Genomic DNA, 22,030 nt, shown 5'->3' on the forward strand with positions numbered 1-22,030 from the left:
CTGCGACGACCCCAAACCACTGAAACCGACCCGCTCGACCCAAACCCGTCCGTCGAGACCGACCCGGAAACGCACCTATTTCAGCGGCCTCCTAGAAACCAAACGGGGCGCCACCATTGTGGCGCCCCGTTCAGCAAGATTGTGGCGTCGGACCGGGAGCGCCTCACGGCGCGTGGCCGCTCGTAGCGGCTTAATTTGGGACCCGGGGCTACCGCGGTCCGACACCTCGAACAGTGTAGCGGGTGTCCAAATGCCTTGTCCTGTTGACGTTTCGGATCGTGGCAGCCGTAGCATCAACACCCGGTCGAGCGCAAGAGGCCTTACCGAACTGCCAGCGAACTACCAGAGTTGGCCGGCCCGCTCCGTGCGCGCGGCGGTCTGCAACTGGTCCGCCATCTCGACCAGTTTGGACGCCGACCGGACCTGGTCGTGCCCGTCGTCGGCGAGATGGGCGCGACCGGTCGCGACGATCCTGGCGAACGCCGCGGCCCGATCCAGAGTCGTGGCGAAGTCACCCGTCGCCACGCCTCGCAGTACGGCGTCGACCATGTCCTTGACCTCGGTCGGGCCGGGCGGATCGGCGACGCCGGCGACCACGGCATGCACTTCGGCGTAGTCGCGGCCGGTGGCGTACTCGCGGGAGACGTCCTCGGCGCTCCCGTGCACCCAGGACCGGAGGAGATAGAGCCGCCAGAGTGTGCCTGGCAGCGAGTCGGCGGGAGCGTCGGACCACAGGTCGGCGAGCTCGTCCAGGCCGTAGTCGTCGGCCAGCTTCACCACCCGGGCGACCACGTCCTCGTCCTCGCTCGACCGGGCGCCGCGCACCAGCAGCTCCGCGGTCCGGTGCGCGACCTCGGCCGCGGTGGCCGGATCGACTGCGCCGGGCAGCGACTCGAACAGCTGGTTGCCGGGCAGGATCGGCCGGCGCGGACTGGAAGCGCTCACGAAGCCATGATCCCTGACAGCTGTGAACACCCCATTTCGACCCGGCGGGGTCAGTACCCTCGATTTATGGCAGCAGGTGGCGGGCGGGGTCGGTTGGCGAAGAATCTGGTCAAGTACGGCGTGCGGTACGGGCCGGTGGCGTTCGAGGCGGTGAAGCACGGACGGGAACCGGCCCAGCAGGCGATCCAGGCCGCGCTGGCCAAGCGGACCGCCCGGAAGAAGGCCGTCGAGCACGCTCTCACCGTGCGCGAGGGGTCGCTGCTCAAGGTGATCAAGGACGGCCAGGCGATCTTCTTCGTGTTCAGCGGCGACGCCATCGTCACCACCTATCCGCCCGTCCCACAGGCCACCTATCCGGAGCTGCTCCGGCACGCCGACCTGGATCGCCGCGAGCCCGCCGTGGTCCTCGCCGCCCAGCGCCGGAAGCTCACAGCCCGGCTGCCGAAACCGCGCCGCCGCAGCTGAGCTCACGGCTTTCCCACGCGTTTCAGCTTGAAGGTTGACGCGTGCGTAACATTCCGGACCCGGTTGGGCAACACCCTCATCGCACAGTGGAAGCACGTTTTCACGAGGGAGGGCGTTCCGCATGCTCTGGAAGATCAGGACCGAACTCGCCGACCGGCCCGGTGCCCTGGCCGAACTCGCTGCACGGTGTGGTGCGGACGACATCAACATCCTCAGCCTCGAGGTCTTCACCGCCGAAACCGGAGCGGTCGACGAACTGGTCGTGTCCACCGGAGTCAACTGGACCGCCGAAGCCCTGACCGCGCTGATCGCCGAAGCCGGCTGCGGCCGTACGACGGTCCGCCCGTGTCAGGCCGACGTACTGAGCGACGCCCCGACCCGGTATCTGCGGGCCGTGCTCCGGCTGATCGACGACCCGATCGCCGTCGACGAGGAACTGGAGAGCCTGCAGGGGTTCGAGGAGTACACCCCGGCCGAGTGGGCCCGCGCCGACGCCCTGGTCGAGATCGCGGGCCGGCTGGCCGAGCGGTTCGACGGGACCGTGGTCGAGGGCCCGCGCCCTGGCAGCGCCGTACCGGAGCTGCGTAAGGCGACCGTGGACGATGCGCAGGCGGTTGTCGACATGCACGAGCGCTGTTCGTACGAGAGCCGCACCCGCCGGTACCACGTGCCGATGCCGAAGCTGACCGCCCGGACCGCGCGCCACCTGTCCGCACCGGCCGGAGGGGTCTCCCTCGTCGCCGCTGTCGATGACGCTGTGATCGGGATGGCGACGGCCGCTCCGTGGGAGGAGCTGGACGGCACCGCGATGGAGGTCGCGGTACTGATCGAGGACGGCTGGCAGCGGCAGGGTCTGGGCTCGCAGTTGCTGCGGAAGGTCATCCGCGAGGCGCAGCTGCTCGGGGCCGACCGCGTGGTGTGCATGGTCCAGCCCGAGAACCTGGCGATGCTCCGCACGATCGAAGGACTGCGGATGCGGACCCGGGTCGTCCAGGACGGCGACAACCTGATGGTCACGGTGGCTCTGTCCGACGAGAGCTTGTCGCATTCCGTGGATCGGCCGCCGGTGGCCTATCGTCAGAACCGTGCCCTCCCTGCCCACCGGACGCCATCCACACGGTCTTCTGGTCAACCTGCCCGCGACCACTCGCTCGCCGGCCTTGCAGCTGTTCCAGCGCTTCCTGCTCGCGCTGGGACTGCTGACCGTGATGGTGCTCATCGTGGTGGTCGACCGTGATGGTTACCGCGACAGTTATGACGGCCGCGTCGACCTGATCGACAGCATCTACTACGCAACCGTCACGCTCACCACCACGGGCTACGGCGACATCACCCCGGTGACGCCGGCCGCCCGGCTGGTGAACGCCTTCATCGTCACACCGCTGCGGATCGCGTTCCTGGTGGTACTGGTCGGCACGACCCTGGAAGTATTGGCGACCGAAGGTCGACGCATCATGCGCGACTCGCGATGGAGGAAGCGCATGAAGGATCACACAGTCGTCATCGGCTACGGCACCAAGGGCAGGTCGGCCGTGCAGACCCTGCTCAGCAACGGGGTGAAGCGCGAGAACATCGTGGTGATCGACCCGCGCGCCACGGCGATCGGGGATGCGGGCAACGACCAGATGGCCGCGTTCCACGGTGACGCGACCAACCGGACCGTACTGCGGCGCGCCGAGGTGGGGCTGGCCCGCGAGGTGATCGTGACGACGGATCGGGACGACGCGGCTGTTCTGGTGACGTTGGCCGTGCGGCAGTTGAATCCGAACGCGCACATCGTGGTCGCGGTCCGGGAGGAGGACAACGTTCCCCTGCTGCGGCAGAGCGGCGCGGACGCGGTGGTTACGTCGTCGGAGGCGGTTGGTCGGTTGATGGGGCTGTCGGCTGTCAGCCCGAATCTGGGCGAGGTGATGGAGGACCTGCTGACGTACGGCGAGGGTCTTGAGGTGGCCGAACGGCCGGTTCTCGGCCGCGAGGTCGGCAAGCCCCCGTCGGCGGTGCCGGACCGGGTCGTCTCAGTCGTCCGCGACGGCAAGGTCCACCGGTACTACGACTCGTCCGTGTCGGTGCTGGCCGCGGGCGACAAACTCATCGTGGTCCGGCCGGCGAAGGAGACCCCCTGGGCCGAGCGGCCCGGCGCCGACGAAGACGACGAGTAAGGCCCCGCTGTACGGCGGACGGTCCCGGGTAGCGCTCGGCACCCGATACGAGTGGTTGGGCGGGGACGGAGCGGGTGGGGTTCGTCGACCGGTGGTCTTGACCGGTGGGGGATGGCGTCCTAGTGTCTGACTTGTAAACGATTACAAGAACGATTACAGGGGTGCTTGTGAGTCGGCCGACGATCGCTAGGGTGGCCCGGGCTGCGGGGGTTTCGGTGGCCTCGGTGTCGCGGGTGCTGAACGGGTTGCCGGCGACGGAGGAGATGGCGGAGCGGGTTCGGCGGGCGGTTGAAGAGCTGGGGTACGTGCCGGACGCCCGGGCTCGGTCGCTGAAGGTGGGGCGGACGTTTCAGTTGACGCTGGCGGTCGCGGACGTCGGGAACCCGGTGTACGTGACGATGATGCGGGCGGTGGAGGAAGTGGTCTCGGCGGCCGGGTATCGGCTGGTGGTGACGACGACCGGGCCTGATGTCGTCGATGAGGTCGCGCTGGTTCGGGGGATGGCGCGCGGGTATGCCGACGGGTTGGTGATCAGTCCGTTGCGGGTGGATGACGACCTGATCAAGTCGATCCGCGAGTGCGACGTACCGGTGGTCGTCGCGGGTAACGTGCCGGCCCGGGCTGGGGTGGACACGGTGCGGGCGAACTCGCCGAAGGGGATGTTGCTCGCGGTCGAGCATCTACTGGCGAAGGGGCGGCGGCGGATCGCGTTCGTGAACGGGCCGGTGGACACCGTGCCGGGTTCGGCGCGGGCGAAGGGGTTCCGCGAGGCGATGAAGGCGAATGAGTTGCAGGCGGTGGGCGAGGTCGAGGCTGCCGATTTCACCTTCGCCGCCGGGCGCGCCGCCGGGAAGGAACTGCTCGGGGAGAGCGCGTACGAGGCGGGCTCGCGCGGAGATGGTCCGGCTGCGACGGCGAGGTTGGATGCGGTGATCTGTGCGAATGACTTGCTTGCCGTGGGCATCATGCACGAGCTGGGCGCGCGCGGTCTCGCCGTACCGGCTGAGGTTGCGGTGATCGGGATGGATGACAGTGAGCTGGCGGAGCAGTCGTTTCCGCCGCTGACGAGTGTGAACCTCGGTTCGGCCGAGCGGGGGCGGCGGGCCGCGGAGTTGCTGCTGGCAAGGATCGAGGACGACAGCCGGCCGCCGCGGCGGATCGTCGTTCAGCCGACCCTGAGTGTTCGGAGTTCGACATGACCACGCAAGTCGCGGCCGCGCCGGAACGGGCGGCCGGGAAGCCGCCCAATCGCGGCCGGCCGAAGCAGAACCGGGAAGCGATCATCCTGTTCCTGCCCGCGTTGCTGCCGGTGCTGTTGCTCAGCGTTTACCCACTGGTGAGGGGTATAGCGCTCGGCTTCACCGACGCCCGGGCCGGCCTGAACGTCGACACGAACTTCATCGGCTTCGGCAACTTCGGCAAGCTGTTGCAGAACGACCTGTTCTGGGACTCGTTCCGGATCGGCATCATCTGGACCCTGTCGGTCACCATCCTGCAGTTCGTCGCGGCGCTCGGCCTGGCGTTGCTGCTGAACACCGACATCAAGTTCCGCGGTGTCGCCCGGACGCTGGCGCTGATCCCGTGGGCGATGCCGCCGGTGGTGGTCGCGATCATGTGGCGCCTGTTGCTGCACCCGACCAACGGCCCGGTCAACGAGATCCTGCAGAACCTGAACCTGACCAGCCAGCCGATCAACTTCCTCGGCGACTTCAGTACGGCGCTGCCGGCGGTGATCGTGGTCGGCATCTGGGTCGGTATGCCGATGACGACGGTCACCCTGCTCGCCGGGTTGCAAGGGATCGACCGGTCCCTGTACGAGGCGGCCGCGGTGGACGGCGCGAGCGCGTGGAGCCAGTTCTGGAACATCACGCTGCCGCAGCTGAGGACCGTGATCGTCGCGATCACCAGCCTGGACATGATCTGGAACTTCAACTCGTTCGGCCTGGTCTACGTGCTCACAGCCGGCGGTCCGGGCGGCAAGACGATGCTGCCGATGCTGTTCGCCTACAACGAGGCGTTCCGGTACGGGAACTTCGGGATGGCGGCGGCGATGGGTGACGTGATGGTCGTGATCATCATCGTGTTCCTCGCCTTCTACCTGCGGAACCGGTTGAGGAGCCAGGCATGAGGACCCGACCGGCGGCCCGCGCCGCGCAGTACGTCGCGGTGGTGTGTTACCTGATCTTCCTCGGCTTCCCGTTGCTCTGGCTGATCTCCAGTTCGCTGAAGTCGCCGCAGGAGTTCGCCAGCATCACGCCGTCGTTCCTGCCGAAGAACGTGGACTTCTCCAACTACACGGACGCGCTGGAGGAACAAGGGCTGGTCCGCGGACTGATGAACAGCCTGCAGATCTCGGTCGCCTCGACCATCCTGGTGCTGGTCGTGTCGTTGCCGGTGTCCTACGCGCTGGCCCGGTTCCGCAGCCGGCTGCGGCCGATCACCAACGGCTGGATCCTGGTCAGCCAGGTGTTCCCGGTGATCCTGATCGTGATCCCGCTGTTCATGATCCTGCGGCCGCTGCACCTGACCAACACGATCCCCGGCGTGGTGATCGTCTACATGGTCTGGTCGATGCCGTTCGCGCTGTGGATGCTGCAGGGCTACGTCGCCGCAGTACCGCGGGAGCTGGAGGAAGCCGCGTCGGTTGATGGCGCGAGCCGGCTGCGAACCATCGTGTCGATCGTGATGCCGCTGCTGCGGCCGGGGCTGATCGCGACCGCGATGTTCACCTTCATCTCGGCGTGGAACGAATTCTTCTTCGCCCTGGTCCTGTTGCAGGACCCGGAACTCAAGACGCTGCCGTTGGTGCTCGCCCGCTTCGTCGGGGCCGAGGGCCAGGTCCAGTTCGGACCACTCGCGGCCGCGTCCGTACTGGCCACCGTGCCGAGCCTGGTGTTCTTCGCCTTCTTGCAGCGCCGGTTGACATCCGGCCTGCTGAGCGGCGCCGTGAAGGGCTGAGCCCATCCCCTGAGGAGAGAATTATGAAGAAAGTAGTGACCGCTCTGATGGCGGCGGGTGCTCTGGTGGCACTCGCGGCCTGTGGCGGAGGTAGTGACGACAGCTCGGGCGGTGGCGCTTCGGGCGAGAAGGTGACGCTGAAGTTCCAGAGCCTCGCCTTCCAGAAGTCGACCGTGGCCGCGACCAAGAAGATCGTCGCGGACTGGAACGCGGCCAACCCGAACATCCAGGTCGAGTACGTCCAGGGCAGCTGGGACTCGGTGCACGACCAGCTGGTCACCCAGTTCCAGGGCGGCACCGCGCCGGACATCATCCACGACGAGTCCGCCGACATCACCGGCTTCGCGAACCAGGGCTACCTCGCCGACCTCTCGCCGTACCTGAGCCAGGAAACCAAGGACGCCGTCCCGCAGGGCGTCTGGGACAGCGTCTCCAGCGACGGCAAGGTGTACGCAGCGCCGACGCTGCTGCAGTCGTACGTCGTGTTCGGCAACTCCGCGTTGCTCAAGCAGGCGGGTGTCTCGACGACGGGTGACTCGCTCAGCTGGGATCAGCTGGCCGCGGACGCCAAGAAGCTGACGGCGGGCGGCAAGTACGGGCTCGGCTGGGGCCTGAAGAGCCCGACCGCGACCGTGCTGAACCTCGGAATGAACTTCGACGCGCAGTTCTTCGAGGGGTCCGGCAAGGACGCCACCGCGAAGATCGGCGACGCCGAGCTGGAGGTGCCGAAGCGGATCCACGCGATGGCCTATACCGACAAGTCGATCGACCCGACCTCGCTGACCCAGAGCGGTTCGGACGCGCTGCCCGGATTCTTCGGCGGCAAGTACGCGATGGTTGTCGCGGGCAACTTCACCGCCCAGCAGATGGTCGAGCAGGCGCCGAAGGGCTTCCAGTGGGAGGTGCTTCCGCCGCTGAAGGGTACGTCCAGCAAGCAGGCGGCCAACCCGCAGACGCTGTCGGTGCCGGCCGAGGGCAAGCACATCGAGCAGGCGGCGAAGTTCATCGACTACTTCATGAAGGCTGACAACCTGGCCGCGGTCGGTCAGGGTGACTGGCTGATCCCGACCACCCAGGCGGCCCGCGACGTCATCTCGCAGCAGACCGGTGGCAAGAACGGCTGGGCGCAGACGCTGGCCAGCGGTACGGAGCTGACCAAGGCGCCGTTCCAGAGCGTGGAGAACTACCCGAAGTGGAAGGACCAGATCGCGACGCCGGCGCTGCAGGAGTTCCTGGCGAACAAGATCGACCTCGCGGCCCTGGGCAAGAAGCTGAGCGACGGATGGGGTCAGGTCAACAGCTGATGCCCCTGCTCGAAGAGAAGTCGGTAGGAGCCCTCGTCGGCTCGGCGGTCGGTGACGCGATCGGCGGTGCCGTCGAGGGCTGGACCCCGGAGGCGATCCGGGAGCGGCACGGCGGCTGGGTGACCGGCATCGTCGGCCCGTGGTACGACGACTGGCGCAACGCACGCCCGATCGCGCCGTACCACAAGGGCGACGGGCACATCACCGACGACACGTTGATGACGCACGCGCTGGTCGAGGTGTACGACGAACGCCGCGAGCACCTGGACGCGTATGCGATCGCCGAGTCGCTGGTCCCGAAGATGCTGACCGGCCGCCGCTGGGTCCCCGAGCTCGAGGCGGATGCGCTGTTGCTGCAACGGGTCTTCCTGGCCGAGAAATGGCTGGTGGCACGGTTGCACTACGGGCACGTCGACCCGCGCGAGGCGGGTGTCGGCAACATCGTGAACTGCGGTGCGGCGATGTACGTGGCGCCGGTCGGGATCGCCAATGCCGGTGATCCCGCCGGGGCCTACGCCGAGGCGATCGACCTGGCCGGCGCGCACCAGTCGAGTTTCGGGCGGGAGGCGGCGGGCGTGTTCGCGGCCGCCGTCGCCGCCGCGATGATGCCGGAGGCAACGGCTCCGTGGGCGGTGGCAGCGGCGTTGGAGTTGGCCAAGGACGGCACTCGGGATGCCGTCGAGGCGGTCGCGTCGGCGGCTGACGGGGTGACCGACTGGGAGGCGGCGATTCCGCTGCTGCGGAAGGCGATCGAGCCGTTCGACACGGTCGGCCCGGACTACCGGAACCAGTCGCTGGACGCGCGCCGCCCGAGCCGGACGAAGGCGATCGAGGAACTGCCGGTGGCACTGGGATTCGTCCTGGTGTCCGGTGGCGACGTCCGCGAGGCGGTGCTCGGCGGGACGAACTACGGCCGCGACGCCGACTCGATCGCGTCGATGGCGGGTGCCATCACCGGTGCGCTGAGCGGGCAGGCCGGCGTACCGGCGGAGTGGGCGACCGAGATCGCCGCCGCCAGCAAGACAGATCTGGAACAGCCCGGCCGGGTCATGGCCGACGTCGCGAAGGACTTGCGAACGGCCGACGCGGAGCGCTGGACCCGGCGGAGCGAAGCAATGGAGAGACTCGCCGAATGAGAATGACCTGGGTGCAGCCGGAGGACCTGCTGCCGCACCAACTGGTCCAATCCGCGGCCGAAGGAGTCGACGTCGCCGACGTCGCCGCCCGCTGGCAGGAAGCCGGCGGTACGACGGACGCTCCGGCCTCGGGTGCCTCGGACAAACCGGCCTCGGCCGAGCTCCGGGCCCTGGCGCGGGAGTTGCTCGAGGAACTGGACACTCGATCGGGGGAGTGGCCAGAGCCGGTGATCCCAGTGGTGGACCAGCTCGGTGAGGCGGCCGACCTGGATCAGCGCGTGCTGAACGGCTGGTTCGGCCGGGCCGCGGGGAACCTGCTGGGGAAGCCGGTCGAGAAGATCCCGCGGGAAGGGATCAGGGAGATCCTGGCGAGCTCCGGGCAGTGGCCGCTGACGCAGTACATCACCGCGGTCGGCGTACCGGACGAGGTCCAGGCCCGCTGGCCGTGGAACCGGCGGTCGAAGCCGACCAGCCTGCGCGAGGTCATCGACGGGATGCCCGAGGACGACGACCTCAACTTCGCGATCCTCGCCCTGCAACTGGTGGAGAAGCACGGCTCTGGACTGACTACGGAGGACGTCGCGCAGGCGTGGCTGAGCGATCTGCCTGCGGGCCGGGTGTTCACCGCCGAGCGGGTTGCCTACCGCAACCTTCTCGACGGGGTCCCGCCGGAGCGGGCGGCAGTGGTGCGGAACCCGTTCCGCTGGTGGATCGGCGCGCAGATCCGGACCGACATCTACGGCTGGGCCAACCCGGGCGACCGTACTGCGGCCGCTCGGCTCGCGCTGGTCGACGCACGGTTGAGTCACACCGGTGTCGGCGTGGACGGCGCCCTCTGGGTGGCCGCGATGTCCGCTGCCGCGGTGGTGCTCGACGATCCCGTCGCGGTGGCGGAGGCCGGTCTGGACGTGATCGCCGCTGATGGTGAGCTGGCGCGCGCCGTACGGTTCGGGTTGTCGCTGAAAGATGTTGCTCTGGACAACGCGTTGGACGCGCTGCACGCGGAGTACGGGCATTTGCACTGGGTGCACGCGGTCAACAACAGCGCGCTCACGGCGTACGCGCTGACTGCCCCGGACTTCGCCACGGCGGTCGGTCAGGCGGTGATGGGCGGGTGGGACACCGACTCGGTCGGCGCGACTGTCGGCGCTGTGTTTGGCGCTGTGCTCGGTGTTCCGGCAGAGTGGACCAGACCACTGAACGACCGGCTGGCCACAAGCTTGCCGGGGATGGATCAGGTCGCGATCAGCGAGCTGGCAAGACGGACCCTGGAGGTGGCCAGACGTGGCTGACGTCGTAGTCGTGGGTAGCGCGAATGTGGACCTGGTGTTGCCGGTCCAGCGGATCCCACGACCCGGCGAGACCGTGCTGGCCAGCGGACTGACCCGCGGACCGGGTGGCAAGGGTGCGAACCAGGCGGTCGCCTCGGCCCGGGCGGGCGCCGCCACCGCGTTCGTCGCCGCGCTCGGCAAGGACGATGGCGGCGCGTTGCTCCGGGAGGCGCTGAGCGGGTCGGGGGTCGACCTGTCGCTGGTCTCGTCGGTCGACGCGCCGACCGGGACGGCCATCATCACGGTCGACGCGGCCGGCGAGAACGCGATCACAGTGGCACCCTCGGCGAACGCGACGCTGACGCTGTCCGAGGCCGCGCGGACGGCCGTACGCGAGGCGAAAATTGTCCTTTCCCAACTGGAGATCCCGTTCGGCACCGTACAGGCGGCGGCCGAGGCGAGCGGGTACTTCATCCTGAACGCCGCGCCGGCGGCCGAGCTGTCCGACGAGTTGCTGGGGCACGTCGACCTGCTGGTCGTGAACGAGACGGAGGCCGAGGCGGTTGGTGGACCGAAACTGGCGTCACTGCTGGATCGGGTACCAGCAGCGGTGGTGACCCTGGGCGCGGAAGGCGCGGTGATCCTGACCCGGACGGCCGACGAGATCCGGGTGCCGGGCGTGCGGGTGGAGGTGGTCGACACGACCGCCGCCGGGGATACTTTCTGTGGGGTGCTGGCGGCCACGCTGGCCACCTCGTCAAGAACAGGCCCAGTTACGGAAAGCGATCTGACGAATGCGGTCCGACGCGCTAACGTTGCTGCTTCATTGAGTGTTCAAGCCGCGGGGGCCATCCCTTCGGTGCCTCACGGGGATGCAATCGACGCGCGTTGTGCGGAGGTATACCTGTGAACCCGTTGGAGCCGAGGCCGATCGATCTGCCCGCGAGGGTGGATCTCGGCCTGCGCGCCGATCTGTCGTTCCTGGACGACGCCAAGATCCTCGGTGCGCCCGACGACCCGGCCGACCTGCCGCGCTGGCGGGGCAAGCTGGCCGAGTGGCTGATGGGGGCCTACGACCGGACCGGGTACGACGGTGGCTCGCACTACACCGAGCCCGGCCGCGAGTGGACCCAGACGGCGTACTCGGTGGCCCTGGTCTGGCTCTGGGACGACCTGCTGTACGACGTGCGGACCGGCCGGTTCACGCCGGACGAGTTCGTCCAGCGAGCGGACTCCGACTTCGGCGGGTACGACGCGGTGGTGCTCTGGCATGCGTACCCGGTGATCGGGATCGACTCGCGGAACCAGTTCGACTTCTACCGCGACGTACCGGGCCTGGCCGAATTGGTCGCCGACCTGCACCGGCTCGGGCTGAAGGTGTTCTTCGACTACAACCCGTGGGACGTCGGGACCCGCCGGGCCGCGCGACCGGATGCCGCGGAGTTCGCCGCATTGGTGGCCGACTACGACGTCGACGGGGTCTTCCTGGACACGCTGAAGGAGGGCGACCCGGCCTTCACCAAGGCGCTGCGCAAGGCGAATCCGGCGATCGCCTTCGAGGGCGAGTCGCGGTTGCCGCTGGCAAGGATCTCGGATCACGCGCTGTCCTGGGCGCAGTGGTTCGCCGACACGGAGGCGCCCGGAGTCCTGCGGGCACACCTGTTCGAGCGCCGGCACATGATGCACCACACCCGCCGATGGAACCGCGACCACAGCGACGAACTGCAGTCCGCCTGGGTGAACGGCGTCGGCATCCTCGTCTGGGAGAGTGTCTTCTCCGCCTGGGTCGGGTGGAACGCCCGGGACCGGGCCACGCTCCGCCGGATGGTCGCGGCCCAGCGGGCGTTCTCGCCGGTGCTGATCAACGGCGACTGGATCCCGCTCACCCCGGAGATCCCGGACAAGGCCCGCACGCATGGCGTGTACGGCTCGCGGTTCGAGCTGGCCGACATCACCTTCTGGACCCTGATCAACCGTGACGACGAGGACTTCGAAGGCGTCGTACTGCGCTCCGAGGATCAGGTGGGCGACTGGTACGACGTGACCTCGGGCGTGCCGATCACGGCGGACGACGACGGGGTGCATCTCGTCGTACCGGGCCGTGGGGTGGCCGGGATCGTCCGGGTCGGCGCGACTGCGGGTGCTTCGTGTCGCGCGACCGCTCGACGGTTGGGGACGATGCCGCGGCCGCATGTGCGGGAGTGGGCATTCCCGATGGCGCCGGCCGAGCGGGTCGCCGTACGGGAGGTAGCTGGGGAGGCATCGTTCGGTCCCGTGGTCGTTGTCCCGGCCGGGGAGCGGAAGTTGGTGGTCAAGCACCGGCGGCGCGAGACCGGGTTGTACGACCAGGCGCCGTACGTGGAGGAGTGGAAGCCGTTGCCGCCGCGCCTGCACGACGAGCAGAGCCTCGTGCGTGAGGTGTCGCTGGCCGAGGTTTCGGTCGCGATCCGGGAGGTGACGAACGCGGAGTACGCTGAGTTCCTGGCGGCAACGGGGTACCGGCCGCGGATCCCGAACCGGTTCCTCGCGCACTGGGTCGACGGGGCTCCGGCGGCGGGGACCGAGGACCAGCCGGTGACGTATGTCGACCTGGTCGACGCGCGGGCGTACGCCGACTGGCGGGGTGGGCGGTTGCCGACCGAGGACGAGTGGCAGGTGGCCGCCGGGCTGGACGGCTTCACCCGCGGCGAGCCGCTGGTCTGGAACTGGACCGAGAGCGAGCACCGCGACGGCCGGAGCCGGTTCTGCATCCTCAAGGGCGGCTCGTGGTACGCCGCCGAGGGATCGGACTGGTATGCCGACGGCGGGCCGAAGGAGCCCGAGGTGAGTTTCAAGCTGGTACTGACCGGTGGTGGGCTGGATCGCTCGGAGACCATCGGTTTCCGGTGTGCGAGATGAGACCTGCACCGCTGGAGGGCGTCAAGGTTCTCGAAGCGGCGACGTTGTTCGCGGGGCCGCTGGCGGCGACGTTCCTGGCGGACTTCGGCGCGGACGTGACGAAGATCGAGCACCCGGCCCGGCCGGACGCGGCTCGCACGCACGGCGCCGCGAAGGACGGGGTCGGGCTGTGGTTCAAGACGCTCGGCCGGAACAAGCGGCTGGCGACTCTTGATCTGTCCCGTGGCCGCGAGGTCTTCCTCGACTTGGTGCGCACGCATGACGTGCTGGTGGAGAACTTCCGCCCGGGGACGCTGGAGCGTTGGGGGCTCGGGCCGGAGGTGTTGCTTGCTGCCAACCCGCGACTCGTCATCGCCCGGGTGACGGCGTTCGGTCAGGTCGGGCCGTGGTCGAACCGGCCGGGGTTCGGCTCGCTGGCCGAGGCGATGAGCGGGTTCGCCGCGGTCACCGGTGAACCGGACGGGCCGCCGACGTTGCCGCCGTTCGGACTGGCCGACGGGATCACCGCCCTCGCGACCGCGTACGCCGTACTGGTGGCGCTGCGCGAACGGGATCGGTCGGGCCAGGGACAGGTGATCGACCTGGCGATCATCGAGCCGATCCTGATGATGCTCGGCGGGCAGATCACGGCGTACCAGCAGACCGGCTACGTGCAGCCGCGGCTGGGCAACCGGTCGTCGAACAACGCGCCGCGGAACGTCTACCAGACCGCTGACGGCCGATGGGTCGCCGTCTCGACCAGCTCGCAAAGCATCGCGGAACGCGTGGTCACGCTGGTGGGCCGGCCGGATCTGGTCGAGCAGCCGTGGTTCGCGACCGGGCGGGAGCGGGCCCAGCACGCGGACGAGCTGGACGAGGCTGTCGGGTCGTGGATCAGCGAGCGGTCGCTCGACGAGGTGATGCTCGCCTTCGAGAAGGCCGAGGCCGCGGTCGGGCCGGTGCACGACATTCGCGGGATCATGACCGACCCGCAGTACGCGGCGCTCGGCACGATCGTTGCCGTGGACGACGAAGAGCTCGGGGGATCGGTGCAGATGCAGAACGTGTTGTTCCGCCTGTCGGAATCGCCTGGCTCGATCCGCTGGGCCGGCCGGCCGCACGGCGCGAACACGGACGAGGTGCTGGCCGAGATCGGCGTGACGCCGGAACAGTTGGCCGCCTTGCGTGAGGCCGGCGTGGTCTAGGTGTTGACTGCGCTTTATGTGCCGGCGAATCGGCCGGATCGGTTTGCGAAAGCCGTTGCCGCAGGCCCCGATCTGGTGGTGTTCGACCTCGAGGACGCCGTACCGGTGGGGGACAAGGCGGAGGCCCGTGGGTGGGCAGTGGCGTGGATCGCGGCGCGGTCGTCGGGAGCGTTCGAGGTACGGGTGAACGCGCCGGGGTCGCCGTGGATCGAGGACGACCTGGCCGCGCTGGCCGCCGTACCGGCGATCCGGGTGCGGGTGCCGAAGGTGGAGAGCGCGGACGACATCCGGGCCGTGCTCGACCAGGTGCCGACGGCAAGGATCACGGCGCTGATCGAGTCACCGCTCGGGCTGGAACGCGCCTTCGAGATCGCGTCGGCGGATCCGCGGGTGGTCGCGGTCGCGCTCGGCGAGGCGGATCTGGCCAGCTCGTTGGGTGTGGATGGTCCGGAAGGGCTCGCATGGGCGCGGGGGCGGCTGGTGTCGGCTTCCCGGGCGGCGGGGCTCGGTGCGCCGATGCTCTCGGTCTATCCGCACGTCAACGACGAGGACGGGCTGCGGCGGACCTGCCTGGAAGGGCGTGCGCTGGGCTTCGTTGGACGGACCGCGATTCACCCGCGGCAGCTGGTACCGATCGTCGAGTCCTTCACCCCGACCGCAGTGGAGTTGTCCAAGGCTGCCGATCTGTTGGCTGCTGTCGAAAAGGCGGGCGTCTCCGAAGGCGGAGTGATCGTCTTGCCCGACGGCAGGATGGTCGATCCCGCGATGCTCGGCCGGGCGCGCGAGTTGACCACGCTGATGCAGGAGATCGAGTCCCGCCAAAGCTGATCGGTTAGTGTCGAGGCATGCTTCCTCGCAGGGTGGATGCCGTCGTGGTCGGGTCGGGGCCGAACGGGCTGGTGAGCGCGGCCGCACTGGCCGACGCGGGCTGGGACGTGCTGGTGCTGGAGGCGTCGGACACCCTCGGCGGCGCGGTGCGGTCGACCGAGTCCGACGGCTGGGTGAGCGACCGGTTCAGTTCGAATTACCCACTCGGCGTGGCCTCGCCGGTACTGCGCGCGCTGGAACTGGAGAACTACGGTCTGCGCTGGTCCCATGCGCCGTTGCCGTTGTCCCACCTGCTCGATCCGGAGACGTCGGCGACGATCCACCCGGACCCGAACGACACGGCCGCCTCGATCTCCGCCGAGTACCCGGCCGACGGGGATGCGTGGCTGGAGCTCTACTCGGCGTACGTGAAGATCCGGGAGCCGTTGCTCCAGGCGTTGCTGACGTCTTGGCCGCCGGTGGTCCCTGGTGTACGGCTGGCCCGTCGGCTCGGGTCGGCGGGGGAGCTGGTCAGGTTCGCGCGGTTCATGGCGATGCCGATGCATCGGATGGGCCAGGAGCTGTTCGAGGGGCCGGCCGGACGCGCGTTGCTCGCGGGGAACGCGTTCCATGCCGACGCGTCGTTGACCGGCAGCGTGAGCGGGACGATGGGCTGGCTGCTCGCGATGCTGGCCCAGGACGTCGGCTTCCCCGTGGCGGAAGGTGGTTCGAGTTCGCTCTCGGGTGCGCTGGTACGCCGCGCCGAACGTGCGGGCGCCCTGTTCGTCACCGGTACGCCGGTGACTGGGATCGAGGTGTCCGGCGGGAAGGTCACCGGGGTCCGGGCCGCTTCGGGCGAACGCGTCTCCGTCAGCCGCGCGGTCATCGCCGACGTCTCCGCCGAGTCCATGTACGGCGAACTGTTGCCGAGCGCGACTGTTCCGTCGGGGCTGCGGCGCGACCTGGATCGGTTCGAATGGGACTACCCGACGGTGAAGCTGAACTTCCGGCTGAGCGGGCCGATCCCGTGGCAGGCGAAGGACGCGCACACGGCGGGCGTCGTACATCTCGGTGGGACCGCGGACGAGCTGGTGCACACGTCGGCCGATCTGGACACCGGACGGTTGCCGTCGGCACCTTTCCTGCTGATCGGGCAGACCAGCAAGTCGGACTCGTCCCGGTCGCCGGAGGGGAGTGAGGCCGTCTGGGCGTACTCGCACCTGCCGCGGGGTGTCGCCGACGACGCGGCGGCGGAGAAGCTCGGCGATCGGATGGAGCGGTTGATCGAGCGGTTCGCGCCCGGGTACTCAGCGCTGGTGGTCGATCGGGATCTGCAGAAGCCGAGCGACTTCACCCGGGGCAACTCGGCGCTCGGGTTGGGGGCGCTCGGCGGCGGGACCTCGCAGCTGCATCAGCAGTTGATCTTCCGGCCGACGGTCGGGCTCGGCAGTCCGCGGACGTATGTCTCCGGGTTGTACCTCGGCAGCTCCGCGATCCACCCGGGACCCGGCGTACACGGCGCTTGCGGGCACCTCGCGGCCCGGACCGCCCTCCGCGACGCTTCCCTGGTCGGCCCGCTCACCCGAGTTCTCCCTACCACAGCCCTCCGCCGTCTTCAGCGCTGACCCGGCCCGGATCCTCCCCACCACCGTCGGCAGCCGCCTCCAACGCTGACCCGGCCCGGATCCTCCTCCCTACCACCGCCGGCAGCCGCCTCCAACGCTGACCGTCCGAGCCGGACCTGCCACCACGCTCCTCCGCCGCGTCAACGCTGTCCTACCGGTCAGTTGCCGGGACCGTGAGCCCCAACGCGGGACCTTGAACAGGTTGCAAGCCTGTCCGAGGTCCCGCGAGGTTGTTCACGGTCCCGGGAGGGGTACTGCGGGGTGGAAGGGGTGAGAGGGTGGTGGGGTGAGCGAGGAGCGGGTGGAGGGGCTGCTGCGGGAGTTGGCGCCGCAGGTGCTGGGGTATCTGGCTCGGCGGAACGGGCAGTTCGATCTGTGTGAGGACGCCGTGCAGGAGGCGCTGCTCGCGGCGGCGACGCAGTGGCCGGTCGATGGGGTGCCATCGAATCCGCGGGGCTGGCTGATCACGGTCGCGAGCCGGAAGTTGACCGATGCGTTCCGTAGTGAGAGTGCTCGCCGGCGGCGTGAGGACAGCGTGGCCGCGATGGGCGGTGCGGAGGAATTGGTCGCGCCGGCCGCCGATCACGATCAGCAGCCGGAGTCCGATGACACGCTCACGTTGCTCTTCCTGTGCTGCCATCCCGCGGTCACGCCAGCGTCCCAGGTCGCGCTGACGCTCCGGGCGGTCGGTGGTTTGACGACGGCCGAGATCGCGCGGGCGTTCATGGTGCCGGAGGCAACGATGGCGCCGCGGATCAGCCGGGCGAAGAAGAGCATCAAGGCGGCCGGCAGCCGGTTCGTCCTGCCGCCCGAGGAGGAACGCGCCGACCGGCTGCGCGTCGTACTGCAAGTGCTGTACTTGATCTTCAACGAGGGCTACACCGCGAGCTCGGGCGAAGAGTTGCAGCGGGTGGAGCTGACCGCCGAGGCGATCCGGCTGACCCGTATGCTGCACGAACTGCTGCCCGACGACGGTGAGGTCGCGGGTCTGCTGGCGTTGATGCTGCTGACGGACTCCCGCCGTACGGCGCGAACGACCGCGGACGGCAGTCTGGTCCCGATCGACGAGCAGGATCGATCGTTGTGGGACCGCAAGCAGATCGAGGAAGGGGCCGAACTCATCCTGCGGACCCTCGCGCGCGGCGCCGTCGGGCCGTACCAGGTGCAGGCGGCGATCGGGGCGATCCACGCCGAGGCGCCGACGACCGAGGAGACCGACTGGCGGCAGATCCTCGGCCTCTATCTCCTGCTGGAGAGGCTCGCACCGAACCCGATGGTGACGCTCAACCGCGCGATCGCCCTGGCTCAGGTGGCGGGTCCGCAGGCCGGCCTCGAGCTGCTCGCCACCCTCGACGACGACAAGAACCTCACCGAGACCCACCGGCTGGACGCCGTCCGCGCGCACCTGCTCGAACGCGCCGGCGACCTCCCCGCCGCCCGCGATCACTACCTCGCCGCGGCCCGCCGTACGACGAGCCTCCCCGAACAGCGCTACCTCACCGCCAAAGCCGCCGGGCTCTCTCAGGGGAGCAGCTGATAGAAGCGCCAGAAGTCGGTTCGGAGCGGGAGGACCTGCAGGTCGCGGAAGCCCGCCTCGATCGCGTACCGGCGAAGGGTTGACGGACGCATCACCGCTCCCGTCGCCGCCGTCTGAGGATCTCCCATCGCGTCGGGCAGGCACGACAGGACGCTCCAGCTGTAGACCTGCCGCTCGACCTCTGTGGTCGGCACGGTGAACTCTTCTTCGACGTTTTCGTCGGCGATCAGCAGGGTGCCACCCTCAGCCAGCATCTGCCGGGCGCTCCGGAGCGCCTCAACCGGACGCGACATGTCGTGCAAGGCCTCGAAGATCGTCACCAGGTCGTATCGGGCGGTCTGCGCCGGGTCGGCGGCGTCCACGACCGAGAAGCTCACCCGGTCGGCCAGACCCGTCTCCTCGGCATGCCCGCGCGCCGCGGCGATGGCGTCCTCGTCGAGGTCGAAACCGTGCACCGTGACTCGGGGATAGGCCTGGGCGATGGCGATGGCAGCCCACCCGGTCCCACAGGCCACGTCGGCCACTCGGGCCGGTGGCTCGGCGCGGAGCCGCCGGTCGACGTCCGGGATCGCCGGAAGCCACTGCTTCCCCAGGAGGTTCACGAACTGCGGCCTGTTGAACTCTGCCCGTCCTTCCGGTTCCCAGACCTGGGGAGGCGGTGCGCCACCGGTCCTGAAGGCCTCGACCAACTGGGGGAGCCGGCGTGCGGCGCGGGCGATCTCCACGCCCTTATAGGCCTCGTAGCTGAGGTCGTCCGGATCGGCCAGGACTGGGACGTACTCAGGCGGCAGGCGGTACCGCCGGAGTCCCGGCTCCGCCTTTGTGTCGTCGACCTCGAGCAGTTCGCTCGCGGCGTGGTGCTCGAGCCACTCCCGCACGTAGCGCTCCGCCGTACCGGTGCGTTCGGCGAGCTCCGACGAGGTGGCGGGACCATGCTCGGCGAGCGCCCGGTACAGGCCGAGCCGTTCGCCGAGGTAGATGGTGTAGAGCTCGAGGGCCGCGCCGGAGTCCTTGAAGAGTCGATCGGCCAGTTCCCGTGTCCGGTCGGGTCGGCTCCTGTTGTCCCCCGTGGTGCCCATGGAGGGATCGTACGGCCGGGGTGTGGGCTGGGTCACGTGACTTGGGTTGTAACTTCGGTTTACAGTTGCCGGTATGAGCGGGCAGGTAGGGACGAGGAGCCGGCGGGACGCGATCGGGGTGGGCGTCGCGTTGCTGAACCGGGTGGCGCGGTCCCGGGCGATCGACCGGTTCGGGTTGCGGAAGCGGACCGAGCGGGTGGTGTTCGAGGCGACCAAGACCGGGTTCCGGACCGCGGGCGCGCTGACCAGGAGCTTCACCGCGGCGAGCAAGCTGGGCAAGCCCGCCCGGTTGCCGGCGACGCGATCGACCGGCCGGTTCGACCTGACGCCGACCGAGGACCAGCAGTTGATGGTCGGGGTGGTCAGCGAGTTCGCGGCCGAAGTACTGCGTCCCGCGTCCGCCGCAGCCGACACAGCCTGTACGACGGACGCGCGTGTGCTGGCGCAGTCTGCCGAGCTCGGGCTCAGCCTGATCGAGGTCCCCGAGGAACTGGGCGGCATCGTCACCGAGCGGTCCGCCATGACCGGCGTACTGGTCGCCGAGGCGATGGCGCACGGCGATCTGGGGCAGGCGGTCGCGTGTCTCGCGCCATCGGCGGTGAGTACGGCGATCTCGTTGTGGGGCGACGAGACCCAGCAGGCGACGTACCTGCCTGCCTTCACCGGCTCGTCGGTGCCGGCGGCTGCGTTGGCGATCCTGGAACCGCGGCCGCTCTTCGACCCGTTCGACTTGCGGACTCGCGCGACCCCGCACGGTGGCGGATACCTGCTCAACGGTGTGAAGTCCCTGGTACCACGGGGCGCCGCGGCCGAGTTGTTCGTGATCGCGGCCCGATCGGCGGACGGGCCGGCGTTGTTCCTGGTCGAGTCCGGGCATCCGGGCGTGACGATCGAGGCCGAGCCGTCGATGGGTCTCCGTGCGGCCTCGCTTGCGCGGGTGTTGCTGGCCGACGTACCGGCCGTGCAGCTCGGCACTCTTGCGGACTACGCGGACTGTGTACGACTGTCCCGGCTCGGGTGGTGTGCGTTGTCCCTCGGTACTGCGAAGGCGGTGCTCGACTACGTCACGCCGTACGTGAACTCGCGTGTGGCCTTTGGCGAGCCGATCAGTCATCGGCAGTCGGTGGCGTTCATGGTGGCGAACATCGGGATCGAGCTCGAGGGGATGCGGCTCGTCACATATCGGGCCGGATCGCGTGCGGAACAAGGGCTTCCGTTCGCCCGCGAGGTCGCCTTGGCCCGGCGGCTCTGCACTGAGTACGGGATGAAGATCGGGACCGACGGGGTGCAATTGCTCGGCGGGCATGGGTTCGTGAAGGAGCATCCGGTCGAGCGGTGGTACCGCGATCTCCGGGCGATCGGCGTGATGGAAGGCGGGGTGCTCGTCTGATGATTAACCTGGAGACGCCGCGGAAGTTTCGTGCCTTCGTCCACCAGGCCCACCAGGTCGCGGCTGAGATGCTGCGGCCGAACTCGCGGCGTTACGACCTCGCGGAGCACGCTTATCCGAAGGAACTCGACATGCTCGCGGCGATGGTCGACGGGCTCGGCGCGAGCGGGACGGGCTCGGGTGCGGGAGCGGGCGGCGTACGGCGTCCTGAGGCTGACGAAGACGGCAAGGTGAAGAACGGGTCCAATCTCTCGTCGGTGCTGTCGGTCACGGAGATGTCGTGGGGCGATGTCGGGCTGCTGCTGTCGATGCCGCGGCAGGGACTCGGCAACTCCGCGATCGCGTCGGTCGCGTCGGATGAGCAGCTGCGGCGGTTCGACGGGGTTTGGGCCGGGATGGCGATCACCGAGCCGGGATGTGGGTCGGATTCGGCGAACATCCAGACCACCGCGCGCCGCGATGGTGATGTGTATGTGATCGACGGCGAGAAGATCTTCGTCACCGCGGGCGGTCGGTGCGACGCCGTGGTGGTGTGGGCGACGCTGGACAAGTCGCTGGGGCGGGCCGCGATCAAGTCGTTCGTGGTGTTCAAGGACACGCCGGGGATGACGGTCGAGCGGCTGGAACACAAGCTCGGCATCCGTTCGTCCGACACCGCGACGATCCGGTTCGAGAACTGCCGGGTGCCGGCCTCGAACCTGCTTGGATCGCCGGAAGTCGATGGTGAGAAGGGTTTTGCCGGGGTCATGCAGACCTTCGACAACACCCGTCCACTGGTCGCCGCGATGGCCGTCGGCGTCGCCCGCGCATCGCTGGAGGCGACCCGCGACCTGCTGGCCGAGGCCGGGGTCACGGTCGACTATGACCGTCCGATCCACCTCCAGCCGGCCGCGGCTGCGTCGTACCTGCAGATGGAAGCCGACTGGGAAGCCGCCCACCTGCTCACCCTGCAGGCGGCCTGGATGGCCGACAACGGCAAGCCGAATTCGTTGCAGGCCTCCATGGCCAAAGCCAAAGCCGGCCGAGCAGGCAACGACATCACCCTCCGCTGCATCGAGTTGGCCGGCACCCTCGGCTACTCCGAACACCACCTGCTGGAAAAGTGGTCCCGAGACTCCAAAATCTTGGACATCTTCGAAGGCACCCAGCAGATCCAGCAGTTGATCGTCGCTCGCCGCTTGCTGGGCAAGACCTCAGCCGAACTGAAGTAGCAGGGCGCGCTCCCGTTGCGCCGGTTGGCACAACGGGAGCGGTAGCCATCTGGTCGCTGCC

General features: G+C 68.9%; 19 protein-coding genes. 17 read left to right on the plus strand and 2 right to left on the minus strand.

Features of this window, described 5'->3' with window-relative positions:
* Positions 1-339: 339 nt before the first annotated feature.
* Positions 340-945 carry a hypothetical protein gene (locus EV643_RS15675; protein WP_133800812.1) on the minus strand — a complete coding sequence of 202 codons (606 nt, stop codon included), beginning with the start codon at positions 943-945 and terminating at the stop codon, positions 340-342.
* A 66-nt stretch (positions 946-1,011) separates the two neighbouring features.
* Between EV643_RS15675 and EV643_RS15680 the strand changes: the two genes are divergently transcribed.
* From EV643_RS15680 to EV643_RS15750, 15 genes are all read left to right on the plus strand, one after another.
* Positions 1,012-1,410, plus strand: a complete 399-nt coding sequence (locus EV643_RS15680) for a hypothetical protein (RefSeq protein WP_238165607.1) — start codon at positions 1,012-1,014, stop codon at positions 1,408-1,410.
* 121 nt (positions 1,411-1,531) lie between these two features.
* On the plus strand, positions 1,532-2,647 hold the full coding sequence (locus EV643_RS15685; protein ID WP_133800813.1) for a GNAT family N-acetyltransferase: 1,116 nt from the start codon (positions 1,532-1,534) through the stop codon (positions 2,645-2,647).
* Entirely contained in the window at positions 2,619-3,569 is a 951-nt protein-coding gene (locus EV643_RS15690; protein ID WP_133801122.1) for a potassium channel family protein, read from the plus strand. Before EV643_RS15685 ends, EV643_RS15690 begins: the two co-directional genes overlap by 29 nt.
* A gap of 191 nt (positions 3,570-3,760) precedes the next feature.
* Positions 3,761-4,768 carry a LacI family DNA-binding transcriptional regulator gene (locus EV643_RS15695; RefSeq protein ID WP_238165608.1) on the plus strand — a complete coding sequence of 336 codons (1,008 nt, stop codon included), beginning with the start codon at positions 3,761-3,763 and terminating at the stop codon, positions 4,766-4,768.
* On the plus strand, positions 4,765-5,697 hold the full coding sequence (locus tag EV643_RS15700; protein ID WP_133800814.1) for a carbohydrate ABC transporter permease: 933 nt from the start codon (positions 4,765-4,767) through the stop codon (positions 5,695-5,697). Before EV643_RS15695 ends, EV643_RS15700 begins: the two co-directional genes overlap by 4 nt.
* Positions 5,694-6,527 (plus strand): carbohydrate ABC transporter permease, encoded by an 834-nt coding sequence (locus EV643_RS15705; protein WP_133800815.1) that lies wholly within the window; start codon positions 5,694-5,696, stop codon positions 6,525-6,527. Before EV643_RS15700 ends, EV643_RS15705 begins: the two co-directional genes overlap by 4 nt.
* 23 nt (positions 6,528-6,550) lie before the next feature.
* Positions 6,551-7,831 carry an ABC transporter substrate-binding protein gene (locus EV643_RS15710; protein ID WP_238165609.1) on the plus strand — a complete coding sequence of 427 codons (1,281 nt, stop codon included), beginning with the start codon at positions 6,551-6,553 and terminating at the stop codon, positions 7,829-7,831.
* On the plus strand, positions 7,831-8,967 hold the full coding sequence (locus EV643_RS15715; RefSeq protein WP_133800816.1) for an ADP-ribosylglycohydrolase family protein: 1,137 nt from the start codon (positions 7,831-7,833) through the stop codon (positions 8,965-8,967). Before EV643_RS15710 ends, EV643_RS15715 begins: the two co-directional genes overlap by 1 nt.
* Entirely contained in the window at positions 8,964-10,259 is a 1,296-nt protein-coding gene (locus tag EV643_RS15720) for an ADP-ribosylglycohydrolase family protein (RefSeq protein ID WP_133800817.1), read from the plus strand. Before EV643_RS15715 ends, EV643_RS15720 begins: the two co-directional genes overlap by 4 nt.
* Positions 10,252-11,148 carry a ribokinase gene (locus tag EV643_RS15725; protein ID WP_133800818.1) on the plus strand — a complete coding sequence of 299 codons (897 nt, stop codon included), beginning with the start codon at positions 10,252-10,254 and terminating at the stop codon, positions 11,146-11,148. Before EV643_RS15720 ends, EV643_RS15725 begins: the two co-directional genes overlap by 8 nt.
* Entirely contained in the window at positions 11,145-13,136 is a 1,992-nt protein-coding gene (locus EV643_RS15730; protein ID WP_133800819.1) for an SUMF1/EgtB/PvdO family nonheme iron enzyme, read from the plus strand. The genes EV643_RS15725 and EV643_RS15730 overlap by 4 nt, the downstream gene beginning before the upstream one ends.
* A complete protein-coding gene (locus tag EV643_RS15735) occupies positions 13,133-14,320 on the plus strand; it encodes a CaiB/BaiF CoA transferase family protein (RefSeq protein ID WP_133800820.1) in 1,188 nt (395 codons plus the stop codon). The genes EV643_RS15730 and EV643_RS15735 overlap by 4 nt, the downstream gene beginning before the upstream one ends.
* Positions 14,321-15,148: an HpcH/HpaI aldolase/citrate lyase family protein gene (locus EV643_RS15740; protein WP_133800821.1), complete on the plus strand. Its 828-nt coding sequence runs from the start codon at positions 14,321-14,323 to the stop codon at positions 15,146-15,148.
* A 17-nt stretch (positions 15,149-15,165) separates the two neighbouring features.
* Positions 15,166-16,752 carry a phytoene desaturase family protein gene (locus EV643_RS15745; RefSeq protein ID WP_133800822.1) on the plus strand — a complete coding sequence of 529 codons (1,587 nt, stop codon included), beginning with the start codon at positions 15,166-15,168 and terminating at the stop codon, positions 16,750-16,752.
* A 286-nt stretch (positions 16,753-17,038) separates the two neighbouring features.
* On the plus strand, positions 17,039-18,289 hold the full coding sequence (locus EV643_RS15750; protein ID WP_133800823.1) for an RNA polymerase sigma factor: 1,251 nt from the start codon (positions 17,039-17,041) through the stop codon (positions 18,287-18,289).
* Here EV643_RS15750 and EV643_RS15755 read toward each other — a convergent pair.
* Complete coding sequence (locus EV643_RS15755; protein ID WP_133800824.1) at positions 18,274-19,368, minus strand: class I SAM-dependent methyltransferase; 1,095 nt, start codon at positions 19,366-19,368, stop codon at positions 18,274-18,276. The genes EV643_RS15750 and EV643_RS15755 overlap by 16 nt on opposite strands.
* Before the next feature lie 73 nt (positions 19,369-19,441).
* On the opposite strand from EV643_RS15755, the gene EV643_RS15760 reads away from it, so the two are divergent.
* Both EV643_RS15760 and EV643_RS15765 read left to right on the plus strand, forming a co-directional pair.
* Positions 19,442-20,758 carry an acyl-CoA dehydrogenase family protein gene (locus EV643_RS15760; RefSeq protein WP_133800825.1) on the plus strand — a complete coding sequence of 439 codons (1,317 nt, stop codon included), beginning with the start codon at positions 19,442-19,444 and terminating at the stop codon, positions 20,756-20,758.
* Positions 20,758-21,969, plus strand: coding sequence for an acyl-CoA dehydrogenase family protein (locus EV643_RS15765; RefSeq protein WP_133800826.1), 1,212 nt, complete (start codon positions 20,758-20,760; stop codon positions 21,967-21,969). The genes EV643_RS15760 and EV643_RS15765 overlap by 1 nt, the downstream gene beginning before the upstream one ends.
* Positions 21,970-22,030: the final 61 nt, after the last annotated feature.

It is taken from the genome of Kribbella caucasensis (assembly GCF_004361855.1).
Classification (GTDB): domain Bacteria; phylum Actinomycetota; class Actinomycetes; order Propionibacteriales; family Kribbellaceae; genus Kribbella; species Kribbella caucasensis.